This is a genomic window from Falsibacillus pallidus (genome assembly GCF_003350505.1).
Lineage (GTDB): Bacteria > Bacillota > Bacilli > Bacillales > DSM-25281 > Falsibacillus > Falsibacillus pallidus.
On sequence record NZ_QQAY01000001.1, the window covers coordinates 232,763 to 247,012 of the forward strand.

The 14,250-nt window shown below is 40.5% G+C and carries 19 protein-coding genes; 5 read left to right on the forward strand and 14 right to left on the reverse strand.

All coding sequences use genetic code 11. The annotated features are described in order from the left end of the window. Positions 1 to 180: 180 nt before the first annotated feature. Positions 181 to 1,392 (forward strand): sporulation integral membrane protein YlbJ, encoded by a 1,212-nt coding sequence (gene ylbJ / locus DFR59_RS01135; protein WP_114743790.1) that lies wholly within the window; start codon positions 181 to 183, stop codon positions 1,390 to 1,392. Between the two features lie 29 nt (positions 1,393 to 1,421). Here the strand turns inward: ylbJ and coaD are convergent, their stop codons facing one another. Together coaD and rsmD are read right to left on the reverse strand one after the other, a co-directional pair. Next, positions 1,422 to 1,901: a pantetheine-phosphate adenylyltransferase gene (coaD, locus tag DFR59_RS01140; RefSeq protein WP_114743791.1), complete on the reverse strand. Its 480-nt coding sequence runs from the start codon at positions 1,899 to 1,901 to the stop codon at positions 1,422 to 1,424. After that, complete coding sequence (rsmD, locus tag DFR59_RS01145; protein WP_114743792.1) at positions 1,901 to 2,479, reverse strand: 16S rRNA (guanine(966)-N(2))-methyltransferase RsmD; 579 nt, start codon at positions 2,477 to 2,479, stop codon at positions 1,901 to 1,903. The genes coaD and rsmD overlap by 1 nt, the downstream gene beginning before the upstream one ends. 402 nt (positions 2,480 to 2,881) lie before the next feature. Here rsmD and DFR59_RS01150 point away from each other — a divergent pair, with 402 nt between their 5' ends. Beyond that, on the forward strand, positions 2,882 to 3,271 hold the full coding sequence (locus DFR59_RS01150; RefSeq protein ID WP_114744228.1) for a DUF7147 family protein: 390 nt from the start codon (positions 2,882 to 2,884) through the stop codon (positions 3,269 to 3,271). A gap of 43 nt (positions 3,272 to 3,314) precedes the next feature. Here the strand turns inward: DFR59_RS01150 and DFR59_RS01155 are convergent, their stop codons facing one another. Then, positions 3,315 to 3,590, reverse strand: coding sequence for a YlbG family protein (locus DFR59_RS01155; protein ID WP_114743793.1), 276 nt, complete (start codon positions 3,588 to 3,590; stop codon positions 3,315 to 3,317). A gap of 98 nt (positions 3,591 to 3,688) precedes the next feature. On the opposite strand from DFR59_RS01155, the gene DFR59_RS01160 reads away from it, so the two are divergent. After that, positions 3,689 to 4,018, forward strand: coding sequence for a hypothetical protein (locus tag DFR59_RS01160; RefSeq protein WP_114743794.1), 330 nt, complete (start codon positions 3,689 to 3,691; stop codon positions 4,016 to 4,018). 55 nt (positions 4,019 to 4,073) lie between these two features. Here DFR59_RS01160 and DFR59_RS01165 read toward each other — a convergent pair whose 3' ends face one another. The 4 genes from DFR59_RS01165 to DFR59_RS01180 form a co-directional block, all read right to left on the reverse strand. Beyond that, positions 4,074 to 4,523, reverse strand: coding sequence for a YlbF/YmcA family competence regulator (locus DFR59_RS01165; RefSeq protein ID WP_114743795.1), 450 nt, complete (start codon positions 4,521 to 4,523; stop codon positions 4,074 to 4,076). 58 nt (positions 4,524 to 4,581) lie between these two features. After that, positions 4,582 to 4,959 (reverse strand): hypothetical protein, encoded by a 378-nt coding sequence (locus DFR59_RS01170; protein WP_114743796.1) that lies wholly within the window; start codon positions 4,957 to 4,959, stop codon positions 4,582 to 4,584. Positions 4,960 to 5,059: 100 nt separating this feature from the next. Continuing rightward, the gene (locus tag DFR59_RS01175) at positions 5,060 to 5,299 is read right to left on the reverse strand and encodes a YlbE-like family protein (RefSeq protein ID WP_114743797.1); all 240 of its coding nucleotides are present in this window, start codon (positions 5,297 to 5,299) and stop codon (positions 5,060 to 5,062) included. Positions 5,300 to 5,314: 15 nt separating this feature from the next. Then, entirely contained in the window at positions 5,315 to 5,725 is a 411-nt protein-coding gene (locus tag DFR59_RS01180; protein ID WP_114743798.1) for a YlbD family protein, read from the reverse strand. Between the two features lie 140 nt (positions 5,726 to 5,865). On the opposite strand from DFR59_RS01180, the gene DFR59_RS01185 reads away from it, so the two are divergent. Beyond that, a complete protein-coding gene (locus DFR59_RS01185) occupies positions 5,866 to 6,354 on the forward strand; it encodes a PaaI family thioesterase (protein ID WP_114743799.1) in 489 nt (162 codons plus the stop codon). A 214-nt stretch (positions 6,355 to 6,568) separates the two neighbouring features. On the opposite strand, the gene DFR59_RS01190 is transcribed toward DFR59_RS01185, so the two are convergent. Further along, entirely contained in the window at positions 6,569 to 7,633 is a 1,065-nt protein-coding gene (locus DFR59_RS01190; protein WP_114743800.1) for a CAP domain-containing protein, read from the reverse strand. Positions 7,634 to 7,944: 311 nt separating this feature from the next. Here DFR59_RS01190 and DFR59_RS01195 point away from each other — a divergent pair, with 311 nt between their 5' ends. Further along, positions 7,945 to 8,304, forward strand: a complete 360-nt coding sequence (locus DFR59_RS01195) for a YugN family protein (protein ID WP_114743801.1) — start codon at positions 7,945 to 7,947, stop codon at positions 8,302 to 8,304. A gap of 120 nt (positions 8,305 to 8,424) precedes the next feature. Here the strand turns inward: DFR59_RS01195 and DFR59_RS01200 are convergent, their stop codons facing one another. The 6 genes from DFR59_RS01200 to coxB form a co-directional block, all read right to left on the reverse strand. Continuing rightward, a complete protein-coding gene (locus DFR59_RS01200; RefSeq protein ID WP_114743802.1) occupies positions 8,425 to 8,886 on the reverse strand; it encodes a DUF420 domain-containing protein in 462 nt (153 codons plus the stop codon). 34 nt (positions 8,887 to 8,920) lie between these two features. Beyond that, entirely contained in the window at positions 8,921 to 9,850 is a 930-nt protein-coding gene (gene ctaG, locus DFR59_RS01205; RefSeq protein WP_114743803.1) for a cytochrome c oxidase assembly factor CtaG, read from the reverse strand. 413 nt (positions 9,851 to 10,263) lie between these two features. Beyond that, a complete protein-coding gene (ctaF, locus tag DFR59_RS01210; protein WP_114743804.1) occupies positions 10,264 to 10,596 on the reverse strand; it encodes a cytochrome c oxidase subunit IVB in 333 nt (110 codons plus the stop codon). Positions 10,597 to 10,600: 4 nt separating this feature from the next. After that, entirely contained in the window at positions 10,601 to 11,230 is a 630-nt protein-coding gene (locus DFR59_RS01215; RefSeq protein ID WP_114743805.1) for a cytochrome (ubi)quinol oxidase subunit III, read from the reverse strand. Continuing rightward, positions 11,230 to 13,101 carry a cytochrome c oxidase subunit I gene (gene ctaD / locus DFR59_RS01220; protein WP_114743806.1) on the reverse strand — a complete coding sequence of 624 codons (1,872 nt, stop codon included), beginning with the start codon at positions 13,099 to 13,101 and terminating at the stop codon, positions 11,230 to 11,232. Before ctaD ends, DFR59_RS01215 begins: the two co-directional genes overlap by 1 nt. 31 nt (positions 13,102 to 13,132) lie before the next feature. Continuing rightward, a complete protein-coding gene (coxB, locus tag DFR59_RS01225; RefSeq protein WP_114743807.1) occupies positions 13,133 to 14,212 on the reverse strand; it encodes a cytochrome c oxidase subunit II in 1,080 nt (359 codons plus the stop codon). Positions 14,213 to 14,250: the final 38 nt, after the last annotated feature.

The window sequence follows — 14,250 nt, forward strand, 5'->3', positions numbered from 1 at the left end:
TCTCTCCCCCAAGTCCATCTTTCCATCATCATATGGTCTATTTCAATAGTGTATGAGTATATTGAAATATATAAGGACAAGGCTCAATTTCAATCAAATGTATGTGTTTAATTATTTTGATTGTAACATTATTGGAAAGATGTTTCACTTTTAAGCGTGGTTGCCAGGGAGGAAGATACATTGATTTTTTCAAAAATGAAGACAGTGCTGCTTGCGGCATCCATTACTGTAATGGCGATATCCATGATTTCATTTCCCCAAGAATCATTCGAAGCTTCCATCAGGGGATTGAATATGTGGTGGGAAATCGTTTTTCCTTCCCTTCTGCCATTTTTCATTGTGTCTGAAATGCTGATCGGCTTTGGTGTGGTCAAATTCATAGGTGTACTGCTTGAGCCATTAATGAGGCCCCTTTTTCGTGTTCCAGGTGTGGGTGGTTTCGTTTGGGCTATGGGGATGGCAACTGGCTTCCCTTCTGGGGCGAACTTAACGGCAAGACTCAGAAAAGAAGGGCAGTTGACACGCATCGAGGCCGAACGGCTCGTTTCCTTCACAAATTCTTCTAATCCACTTTTTATTTTTGGTGCTGTTTCTGTCGGCTTTTTTTATAACCCCAATTTAGGCATAATCCTGGCGTTATCTCACTATTTGGGGAACTTCACCGTCGGACTGATGATGAGATTTTACGGGATAAAAGAGATAACAAAAGGAAGCCGCAAAAATAAATTATCTGTTAGAGCTGCTTTTTCTGCCTTGCATCAAACGAGAATCAATGAAAAACGGCCGATAGGAAAACTGTTAGGAGATGCAGTCGTTTCTTCCGTCCAAACATTATTGATGATCGGCGGCTTCATTATTTTATTTTCTGTTGTGAACAAGCTATTATTTCTTTTACATATCACATCATTTTTTGCCTGGCTGGTCAGCGCCTTCTTTCACGTTGTTCACATTCCGGATACTTTGAGTATTCCTTTTATAGCCGGGATTTTTGAAATCACACTTGGCAGCCAAATGACAAGCCAAGTGCAAAACACCGACCTCATGCACCAAACGATGGCAGTCAGTTTCATTTTAGGATTCAGCGGGTTCAGTGTCCAAGCACAAGTGGCCAGTATATTGGCTAATACGGATATTCGCTTCAAACCCTTCTTTGCTGCGAGAATCATGCATGGGTTTTCAGCGGCATTGATAGCCATGATTCTGTGGAAGCCGCTTTATGAAAAATTCTTCAATCACGGAAAACCATCCAATGCTATCCCTGTATTCATGCAGCCCCATTTTGAATGGTGGGAAAAAGTGCTCCAATCTTTTATGCAATATGGTCCATTGCTGACAATTGCAGTCCTCATTTTCTACATCGGTCTTCTATTAAAAAAAGGATTGCCGCATTAGGCAATCCTTTTTTCTATCTAACTTAATTTTTATTTAAATTTATCCCTTAGAGCTTCTGCAACGATTTCCGGAACCAGTTCTCCGATATCCCCATTGTATTTCGCCACTTCTTTTACGATGCTTGAACTGAGGAACGAGTATTGATTGTTTGTCATGATGAAAAATGTTTCGATATCTTCATTCAGCACCCTGTTCATGGATGTAATCTGCATTTCATATTCAAAATCAGAAACGGCCCGGAGCCCTCTTATGATGGCGCTTGCCCCTACTTTCTTTGCGTAATCCATCAATAAACCTTGAAAGGAATCCACTTTTACGTTTGGTATATCCTTTGTAACCTCAGAAATCATTTGTATTCTTTCTTCGGGTGTAAACAGGGCTGTCTTTGATGAATTATTCAAAACCGTTACATATATTTGATCGAACACTTTTGCTCCCCGATGGATGATGTCCAAGTGTCCATATGTAATCGGATCGAAACTGCCAGGACATACTGCAATACTTGCCATTATTCCATTCCCTCCAACTTTCGGTGATCAGCCAGTGTATAAATTGATACACCGATGATTCCATATTCTTCTCTTCTTTTTAGCACTAACATTCCCACTTCTTCGGGAAGAGTAATTTCAGAGCCGTGTTCACAGAGAATGAAACCGCTCTCATTCAATAAATTGTGCTTGGAGATTTCATTCAATAGTTTGGTCAATTGCTGTTTTTTATATGGAGGATCAAGAAAAATGGCATCGAATCTTAATTCTCTTTTAATCAATGCCCGGAGTGCTCTTTCCGCATCATTCTTATATACTTCAGCGCTATCATTAAAACCGCAGAGTTCAACATTCGACTTGACAGTTTGAAATGCTTTTTGGTCCCTGTCTACGAATATCACTTTCTCAAATCCACGGCTCAAGGCCTCAATACCAAGCCCTCCGCTTCCAGCAAATAAATCCAGCCCCATTCCTCCTTCGAAATATGGACCGATCATATTAAATATTGCTTCTTTCACTTTATCGGTAGTGGGACGCGTTCCCATACCCGGCACTGCTTTCAATGGCCTGCCTTTACAACTTCCTGATATTACTCTCATCCTATTTCACCACTGTCGTTTCCAAGATTTCCTCCCTATCCTATCACAAATAAAATTCATAGGCTACTAATCAAAAATGTTTTAGGAATAGATGGCGAAGTTTGTTTATTTATGTATATTAAAATTCACTTTGGTGATAATGTGAGTAACAACATCAATTGGGATGTTGTTGCCAACCGCGGAGAAGACTTACGTTTCCCCATAAGTTCTTCCTCCGGTTTCTCCTCTCCCTTTGCCTTCTATCCTTTTAATCAAGGATATGGAAGGACCCTGCAGAAAGGTCTGCAGGGTTTTTTTATGTTCTTGGGATTACTGGCCGAAAAAATTCGTAAGATTCCCTTCTCTTTTTCTGTATGGAATGATAGAGTATGTTTGATTATATTCATCAAGGAGGAAGAGCCGATGATCCAGCGTTTTATCGAACTGGGCGAAGGGTACTCTGATTTATACGAGCTTCTCGAAATCGCCAAAACGAATGAACACCGCTTGGCACAAATGCTAGCATTTCATACAAAAGTGAAAGATAAGGATACCACTTCCCTTGCTGTCGTACTGACACCTGCTGAAGAAGGCAACTTTCAGCCAATCTACATCTGCAGAGAAGGAATACCAAACCCTAACATCACACCCAATAAACGCTTTGAGCTGTTCACTGCAGCCGCGGCTGAACTAGGAAAAAAAGTGATCCAAATGGACGTAAAGCCATCAAACTTCTTCGCTGAAAAAGAACTATTTTTTCAATACTTGATTGGCATACTAAGACTGAACCACCTGATTCCACCTTTAAAGTAAAAATAAAAAACAGGCATCCATTTTCGAATGCCTGTTTTCTTACTCAAATGCCAATCTTATAATCGTATTCTTTTGCCTTATCCGGTTTGGAATTTTCGTATTCAGTCCGGATGAAAGGCTTATAGGATGGCTCAACTTTTTTGACAAATGCAAGTGAAGAAAGTTTTTCAACGGCCGCATCTACCTCTGGCTGGTTCATATATATTACAGCGTACTTCATCCGCTTTGAAATATAATGGACATTGCCAAATCTTCGAAGCGACTTTGTATGCTTCAGATTAAATAGCCAAACAATAATCCCTTGTCTCTCTGTATACATTTCTTTTTCCCCTTAAACGAGCATTCTGTAATTTTTAGTCTAGCATAGAATTCTAGGGATTCGCAACATAGCAATAGTCCATTTAAGGATGTGTCGGCATGGATGTTCAACTGATATGGGATAAGTTCATTGAAAAATTGAATTCTTATGAAATTATTCTGAACGCAGAATGGCGTAAGATTGCGGGAATTCCTTTTATTTATGTCCAATCCAATGCCCCTTCGTCAGAAATGGAAAATGCCATAAAAAGAGCTTCCGGTTTTGCGATGAGAGGCAAACAGCTGAACTGTGAAACGATTTATGTTCGATCCGAACAAAATCTTCATGTATACCGCCACCGCTTCTATGTTCCGCAGCAAAAAATGTTCTGCTGCGGAAATATGTGCGAGGACTGCATACGATTAAGGCCCAACCCTTTTTGGGAATAGAGCAAAATTAAAAAAGGAATATCCTCTTTGGATATTCCTGAATACAGCAAATCAATTATGCAGAACAGCTGCAGCCCCCGCCAGATCCACAACCTCCGCTGCAGGATGACGTTGAATCGAAAAATGGATTTCCTGTAGGCACTTTAATATGCTCAGAAACCGCTCCGCCAAGCTGTACACTGATTTGATCGAGCACTTGCTGCAAATCCGTCTCAGCTCTTCTGAATTCAGCTACATTCTCATCTAAATCCATTTCACGCTTGGCCTCCCTGACTTCTTTCATGATTCTCTTGTAGTCGGGGTGATATTTTCCGAAACGCTGAACATCCTCATAATGATCTTTCAGTTTCGCGAAAGTCCTGATCTTTGATTGGGTGCGGGCGCTATTCTTCATTTTCTGAAGGCATTCCCGATAATTTTCTGCTATATCTGAATGGATGATCATCTGTGCAAGTTCTTCTGCAGCCAAAATGATTTCCAATTTTTCTGATGTAGTAGCAAGCATGGTTGCTCACCTCCAACATCATTTTAACATGTTTTCAGGATGGAAGCGAATGGAATACCTATTGAATTGTTACGTAAAACTCTTTTGTTATGCCATATCTTTTATGGTTGCTCTTAATTAAATCTAATTTTATGTGGTGGACCCCTTTAGACAGACCGCGGACGATGAACGCTGCTGTTTCGTAATTTCCGTCCAGCCTTCCATCAATATATACGGCGATTTTCGCTGGATTTTCGCCAGATAAGCGAATGGACGGTATGATGCATTCCACCATTAAATCCTGCCCTTGTACTAAATGCTTTTCTGTCATGATTTCCTTATTGCCTGATGCAGAAGCCATGCTCTCTTCTAAATTGAACAACTTTCCTTGCGGTGGCTTAGGCTGCTGGCATCCGCCAAGGATCAATAGGCAGATAAAAAATGCAGCAATTCTCATTACAATCACTCCTTATGGATAGAATTTGCCTAAACCCAAATTTTTACTCATTGTTATTTTTCAAAAATAAAAAACCCGGATCCAATGAACCGAGCTTTCTTCAATCCTGTGTATTCATTGCTTGAAACATATGCATCATCATGGATGCCATCTGCAGCCCATTAGAGAATTTTTCTACTTGGTGGGGGATTGTCTTTTCATAATAATTCAATGAAGCGATCTCCATCTTTTCTAATTCAGCCGGATTCCGTGTCAAGGTACGATACCACTTTGGCTGCTCACGAAGAAATTTTTTCAAATCCTCTTTTTCATAAATATATTCAATGATTTCACTTCTCATCTTTTCACCTCACCCTTAATCCTTTCGAAACGAAAACGGGTTTTTCGGTTTAGAATCTGCGGAGGACGAGGCTGCTGACCCCCTTGTTGAATTTCCTCCTTGAAATTGGGCTAGAACACCCTGGATGCTGCCGATCGCCTGGCTTAGCTGATTGATGTGCTGCTGCATTTGATTGGCATCCATATTTTTAAGCATCCCTCCAATTTGATTCATCCACTTCATATCGCCTTTGTCCTGTGCCTCTTTTTTTAATGGCTCCTCTCGATACGGGTCGAAACGGGGATCTTCTTCTCCAAGCAGATACCAATCTTCATACAGTTCTTGCCATGAGGCTTTCCCGCTTCTCACCTCCTTCACCATTTTAGGGTGCTTTTGAGCAAATTCTTTAAATTTCTCAACAGATGGATGCAGTTTTTTGCTTGTCATGATTCTTCACCTCAGTTCAAATTCCGCCTATACTAATTTATGATATTGACTCGTTTTGGTGAGTGGCAAAATCTTTCATCCACTTTCTTTTCATGATATGATAATGAAGCATTTCAACAAAGAACAAAAGGACGAGGAAAATGAAGGAAGAATTACATGATTTATTGAATGATTGCATAAATGATGCAGCCGAAGATGATCTATTGGCAATCAAACAGCTCCTTGAAGGGGTTAAAAGAAAACAGCATGGCTTAAACGGTTCCTACATTGGATCCATTCTACATATGGAAAAAACCGTTACAGAGAATGATCGTTTTTCTGTAACGATTCCAATCAATGAGGTGACATCAAATTCATTGGGAATACTTCATGGAGGGATTACTGCTACTGTGCTGGATTCAGCTATGGGGACGCTGGCAAATATTTTGCTTCCTGAAGGATTTGGGGCAGTTACCTCAAATTTGAACATTCATTATATATCCCCTGGATTAGGCAATACGATCACAGCAACTGCGACCATTGTCCATAAAGGCTCCAAAACAATGGTGGTGGAAGGAGAAGTCCTTAGGGATGATGGAAAGAAAATAGCCCATTGCACAGGTACTTTTTTTGTCATAAAAAAAGGGTGACTTCGTTATTTATGTTGTTAAAATCTAATTGCCGATTTTAACGTAAAAATAACTTCTTAGTGCTCTGGAACCTAGTTTCTAAGCTCTTTTCTCACTATCTTCCTCTTTACAGCAAAACCAGTGCAATACATAAGAAAGAATATTAACTAAACGGAATATGAGAAAAGAGCTAAAAAACAGCAGTTTAGCCAATTTGGCTGCTGCTGTTTTTTCGTTATTCCCAATCTTTCTGCAGGAAATTTTGTGTATAGTATTTTTGGTAGACCCCGACTCCCAGGTGCGTGAATTCTTTCTTCAACATGGTTTCCCTGTGGCTGGAGGAATTTAGCCAGCCCTCAACCGCTGCAGGACCGTCGGCATATTTAGCAGCAATGTTTTCTCCTGCCATTTGATAGAAAACCTCTGCTTCATTGAGACGATCCGATAAATCTCCGAACTGTGGGGATGTGTGGGAGAAATATTGATTTTCATACATATCTTTACTATGCTGAAAAGCAACTTTGGATGTTTCTTCATCCCATTCCAGTGGATTTAATCCGAATCTTTTTCGTATGATATTGGTCAAATCAAGTATCTGCTTTTCGCTTCCTTTATCAATCTCAGTCCATTCAAACTCTGAAGGCGGTTCAGGATCCTTCAATTCTCCACGATAAACCATTTCGTAAGGGCGGAGCTTGATCAAAGTCCCTTTATCCAGGACTCTTACACTGGATAAAGTTCCTTTAAATTTATCTAAGTAAAGCTGTAAATAAATATCTCCCAGCTGCACAATTGGCCGTATGTTCAAGTCTTCTTCAGACAGTTCAAATCGATATGTACCTTGGTCATACTGTACCTGTATATCCTGGTTCAATGGTGTAGAACTGTATATTTCATTGATGCTTTGTCCAATTTTGTAAGGAGATACATCCAGGTCTTTACCGGCAGCAAAGATTGTGACAATCTTTCCATTTTCCACCCCGACCTGCATATATTTTTCCGGGTCTGCATTGTAAATCCACCACTGATAACCGTATGCTGATATATCCACTCTATCTGGGGATCCGTGAAGTTTTTTCAAGGAATTCGCCGTTTGCCCGATCAATGTGGTGATTCCGTCTTTTGGCCTGGCTTTATTTTCAGCAGGTCCACTCTTATTCATGGATATTTTTTCATCAGTCTTGACTACTTGGGCATGTTCATCCTTTAACACATCGCTCCCTGAATTTTTGAAGCTAGCATATATACCTATACCGGAAATTATGATTAATATGATGACAATTCTAAATAATGTACGCAGGAATGTACCTCCTTTCTATTAATTCGCACCCTTCTATTAATTCATTATATCATCTAAAGAAATAGTGTTAATATATTGGATGTTGTAAAAACTAAAAATATACACTAATTTTACAATTCTTCGTGATTTTATTAGAAATTCTTCCATTTTGAATAAAATTTTCCTCACTTTTCTGATTCTGTACATGAACACATTGCAAGATAATAGAATTTCGACTATTATTAGTAATGAATATTGATGTGCTTAGCCACACTTTAGTTGAAAACGCTTCATTACATATGACTACTTTGGATTTAGGAGGGAACTTTTCAATGAAATTTGAAAAAACAGGATACGAAACAATAAAAGCTGATTTAAATCGTTTAGATGAAGTAATGAAATCTCATGGACTGGTTCGTGAGGGGCAATGGGATTACGAACGTGTTACTTATGATCGTAAATTCGAAATCAAAGAAGGCACTTTCTACCTTCGCGTATTCGGATATGCAGCAGAAGGTGATGTAGGAGCTCACGATGCAGTTATCCAATTAATGACTCCCCTTCTAGGGAAGCACTATTATCCGCATGGTGTTGAGTATGGTGAAGGTGAAGACTTCCCTAATCACCTCGTTGCAAAATGTGAAGCAATTCTTGCTGATGTAAAAAAAGAAATTGCCCATTTTGCTGAATAAGAAAAATTGGTAAAGCAGCCGGCCGGCTGCTTTTTTTATTGTCTAGGAAATTATTATTACTGCCTTATGGTTAGTATAAAAAAACCATTTCCACAATCAAAAGGGGAAATGGTTTTTTTATTAGAAACCGATGATAGCTTTGATGACTGAAGTAGTCTGGCCACCATGATATAAAACATAAAGCAAGATATAAACGGCAACACCCGTAATGGCAGTAAAGAACCAAATGACACTAGTGATCGGTCCTATTTTACGGTGTCTGCTAAAATTGCTCTTATAACCTGTCCATAATGTTACAAGGCCAAATACGGCCCCGACTGTCGCCAATGTAATATGGAATATCAGGAAAAGTGTATAGTAGATTTTAATATCGTCCGGCCCGCCAAACGAAGTATTCCCGATAAAAACAGTCCTGCTTGTGTAAATGATGAAAAATGTTAACGCGAAAATCGCTGCTGCAAACATCGTTTTTTTATGTGCTTCTATTTTTCTTTTCTTAATAAGCGACCAGCCAATCGCCACAAGTACTGCACTTATGACGATGCACGATGTACTTAATGTAGGTAAAATAGGCAGTGACATAATTTTTTCCTCTCTTTAACCATATTGAATTAATCTATTTAATTGGACGCGGTTCATGGATTTTAGAATTTTGAAAAGCCTTAAGCGCCTCTTCATTGATTCGATCTGAATCTTTCTGTTCTTTTTTAAACCATTGGAAAAATATTTGTCCCAAAAGTATTCCGTATACAATTTCCTGAATGATTTTCATCACGACTCCGCCTAGCTGCTGATCCTCAACTACAGGCATATCAGTAAATAGCTGCGGGCCGCTTAAGTTTAAATTAGACAACGTCCCTGTTGGAACACATAGTGACATGGACTGCAGCCATGAAGAAGCGTCTGCATATGTCTGGTATAACGGCGTATCGGCAAAAATGATCAATGCGCAAGCGGGGGTTAGAAGTATACCGCCGGCGAAGACATAGCCCATTTTCTTCAAACCATTTAATTGATATTGATCCGGCAGTTTGTTTACTAATGGCCACCACATAAAAACGGCATAGATAAACAGCACCGCAGTATATGTAACGTGAAGAGTTTCATTCATTTTTACCGTATCAAAAATGATTGGTACATGATAGAAGGAAAACAATCCATTGAACAAGATGAGTGCAATCAATGGCTTCGTAAAGAAATGAAAAATTGGCCTGATGATCGGCAAGTTAATAAACGACTGCCAAACCCAATTGGGGATCCCTGTCATCATGATTGGAGGTAAAATCAAATATAGTACAGCCATCTGGATCATATGGACAGAAAAAAGAATATGGCCTAGAAGATCAATCGGGGAGCCTTTTATCACATAAAGGATGATAATGGACCCTGTAAATTGGATTGCTTGTACCTTTTTCAGCGGCTCACTGTTTTTAAAGCGTTTACGATAAACAACAGTCAACATGAAATATAATCCTAAAATGATGATAAGCGAGAGTATTAAATATGGACTCCACAATGCTCTGAATCCGAAAATAGATAAGGACACGGTTGTTCACCTCTCTTTACAGTACTTACATTTTCCATTATACGTCCAGAGTCCGTATACTTCAATATTCCTTGAAATAACTTATTGACAGATTATAGAACAGAAAAAAGCCTCCCTGCGTTTGCAGGGAGGCTTCGCTTTTCTTGATCCAGCTTCATCGCCCAGCCCCTCGAGTCATAAGCCGTACCTCTACGGAAATCAGGATTTCCTTCGAGTTCCGTCATATGCTGGTCGGGTCTATCGGGGCGCTTCTGCTTTTCTTGATCCAGCTCCGCCGGCTAGAGGCTGGGAGGTTTCCCTCAGCGCGCTTACGATAAGTCAACATCGAATCGCTTCGCTCTCCGTGTTTCCTTTATCTCGCAGCGCTTCAGTCCAACCTCGGCGCCTCTAGGCAGCCGGCTTCGCTTTTCTTATTACCACCAAATGATTGTGGAGAACGTTAGAATCGTTAAGAATGCTACGAAAACTCCTGAAAATAAGAACATTTGAGGGGATTCGTGCCCTTTATGACTCATGTGCATGAAATAATATAACTGAAGAATGACTTGTACTGCCGCAAGCAATAGGATAAATGGAACGATGAACCATTTAGACATATCTGCGTAGACAGCAGCGAACGCCACTAGCGTCAAGAAAATCATCAAGGCAAATGAAACGACATGATGCTTCATTTCTTCAGCATTTTTCTTGCGTCTATACTCGTAATCCACACTTGGGTTACCTGAATTTGATTGGTGATTCGCCATCAGTTTATCCCACCATTCCCATTAAGTATACTACTGTGAAAATGAATACCCAGACAACGTCGATAAAGTGCCAGTATAGGCTGGCTACATAAAACTTAGGAGCATTGTAGAGATTCAATCCACGTTTTGCATTACGCAGCATCAAACTTGTTATCCAAAGAAGACCGAATGCAACGTGTCCTCCGTGGAAGCCAACAAGCGTATAAAAGGCAGATCCGAAAGCACTGCTTGTAAATGTATGGTGGAATTCATGAACGTAATGATTGAATTCCTGGATTTCCAATACTAGGAACCCTACACCAAGCAATACTGTGATCAAAAGCCATGCTTGCATCTTTTTAAAATTATAGTTTTTCATATGGTACATTGCATAAACACTTGTCAATGAACTGAACAAGAGGAGCATTGTTGCAAGAAAAACTGTCGGAAGTTCGAAAAGGTCTTTTGCATGTGCCATGGATTGATCAGGCACTCTATCCTTCAATGCAAGATAAGTTGCAAACAAAGATGCGAACAGAACTGTTTCTCCACCTAGGAATAGCCAAAAGCCTAAGAACTTATTTTTACCTTCAAGCGTTGATTTTTCCGGCGCTGCCGGCCAAGTTTTCGGGGTGAATTTTTCCTCTGCGTGCATTATGCTTTTACCCCCTTGTCCTTATCATCCATAAGATCTTCTTTATGGATATGATGTCCATGGTCGTCAACTACAGAACGAAGGAACATGGATCCCAAAGTGATAATGAATCCGATGATCAATACCGGTATTGCCCATGGTTTATCATCTACATGGTACATTGCACCGAATGCTGCAACGAATAGTCCCATGGCGATGAAGAATGGAAGAATAGAGTTGTTTGGCATATGTATATCGCCAACTGGCTCAGCAGGAGTCATCTCCTTTTTACCTTCCATTTTTTCGAGCCACCAAGCGTCAAGACCACGAACTAATGGTGTTTGTTTAAAGTTATAGAACGGCGGAGGAGAAGAAATTGCCCATTCCAATGTGCGGCCATCGCCCCATGGATCGTTGGATACTTTCACTCCGCGGACTTGTGTATGAATGACGTTGTAAACCATCACGATGACAGCTATTCCCATGAAAGCAGCCCCGATGGAACTGATCAGGTTGGCTGTTTCAAACCCTTGTCCAGGAAGGTAAGTCCATACACGGCGAGGCATTCCCATTAACCCTAAGAAATGTTGTATAAAGAAAGTCAGATGGAAACCAATTAAGAATAGCCAGAACGAAATTTTACCCATAGCTTCGTTGAGCATCGTTCCGAACATTTTCGGCCAATAGAAGTGAAGACCTGCCAATAGGGCAAATACCACACCACCTACAATTACGTAATGGAAATGAGCTACAACGAAGTAGCTGTCATGATATTGATAATCAGCTGCAGCTACTGCAAGCATGATTCCTGTTACCCCGCCTGCAACGAATGTAGGAATGAACGCGACTGCATAAAGCATTGGTGTGGTGAATTTAACGCTTCCTCCCCACATCGTAAAGATCCAGTTGAATATCTTGATTCCAGTTGGAACGGCAATAGCCATAGTAGCAACAGCAAAAATTGCATTTGCGATTGGTCCAAGTCCAGTTGTAAACATGTGATGCGCCCAAACCATGAAGCCTAAGAAACCGATTAAAACGGTTGCAAAAACCATTGAGGAATATCCGAATAGACGCTTTCTTGAGAAGACCGGAAGAATCTCAGAGAAAATACCAAATGCAGGAAGTATAAGTATGTATACTTCAGGATGTCCGAAAATCCAGAAGAAATGCTCCCAGATAATTGTGTTCCCTCCCCCTGCAACAACAAAGAAATTTGAACCGAACATCCGGTCAAAAATCATTAAGAACAATCCAACAGTAAGTGGGGGAAAAGCAAATAAAATTAGGGCAGAAGTTACGAATGCTGTCCAAGTGAACAATGGCATACGCATATATGTCATACCCGGGGCACGCATATTGATGATGGTAACTAGGAAGTTAATCCCCCCTATTAATGTACCCGCACCGGCAATCTGTAATCCTAATGCATAAAAGTCAATTCCGTGTCCTGGTGAATGCAGCGAAAGTGATGCGTAGGAAGTCCATCCGGCATCAGGTGCTCCACCTAAAAACCAAGATAGATTCAGGAATACTCCTCCGAAGAAAAATAACCAAAATCCTAGAGCATTCACAAATGGGAATGCTACGTCGCGCGCTCCGATTTGCAGTGGAACTACCGCATTCAAGAAACAGAAAATCAATGGCATCGCTGCCAAAAAGATCATGGTCGTACCATGCATCGTCAAAATTTCATTATATAGGCCGGCACTTACAAAATCATTGTTAGGCACTGCCAGCTGAATTCGAATCATCAAAGCCTCTAGGCCGCCGATTAAGAAGAAGAATCCCCCGGAAATTAAATACAGGATTGCAATTTTCTTATGGTCTACTGTTGTCAAGTAGTCCCAAATCGTACCTAGGAAGCCTTTTTTTTGTGCGTAGGAACTCACAATTAAACCTCCCTTTTGCGTTTAATCCCTATTAGTCTTGGACCTTCAAGCCCATTAAGTATTCTGCTAAAGCGTTTACTTGATCATCGGACAAATCGCCATACGCACCTGTCATTTTGTTGCCTGGTTTGTATGCTTCAGGATCCTTGATCCATTTTTTTACGTTTTCTTTGGTGTGGTCCAAAATACCAGCAACTCGTGTTCTTTCTCCAAATGTTGCCAAGTTAGGAGCGGAGCGTGCTGTTTCTGGTCTGCTATCTTGTGGTGTTACAGCGTGGCAGCTGATACAGTTCTTTTGGAAAATCTTTTGTCCTTCTTGCGCTAAAGCTGTTGTTGGTTGAGATTCTTTCACGTTTTGCATATCAGAAACCCATGTTTTGAAATCGTCTTGGTTAAGCGCTTTAACTTTGAAGTCCATCAATCCATGAGATGGTCCACAAAGCTCTGCACATTTACCATAGAAGAGATTTCCAACATTTTCTGCCTTGTCGTTATCCACCTCAAGCCAGAATTTATTGACGCCGTCTACATTCGCATCAATTTTCCCTCCAATGGAAGGAATCCAGAATGAATGCTTAACATCTGAAGCCTTTACTTGGAAATAAACTTTTTGGTCAGTTGGAATGACTAAGTCCTGGGAAGTGATGATCCCTAAATCAGGGTATTCAAATTCCCACCAGTAAAGATTGGCGCGTACATTGACGACCAGCTCTTTATGTTTGCCATCCTTATCCTTTTTCTCCATAGCGGATGTATCCGCAAAATGGAAAGTCGCAGAGACCGTAGGTACAGCCAAAATCAAAAGCAAGAGAATAGGAATTGTAGTCCAGATGATTTCCAGCTTGTGATTTCCTTCGATTTGCTTAGGGATCTTTTTATCGTCGCCCTTTCTTCTGCGAAATCGAGTAAGAGCGATGATATAAATAATAAATACTACAACGATTACAACTACCATGATAAGCGTGCTCAGGATCATAAGATCATATTGGGACTGAGCCACTGTTCCAGCTGGATCCAACGTAGATAAATACGGTTCACCGCAACCGGACAAAACCAGCGCCAGTACTGCGATTGCAGAAACTAGGCGCCATTTTTGCAGCCAATGTTTCATAGCTTAATCAAACCCCTCTTTCGTGAATATTCTTTTGT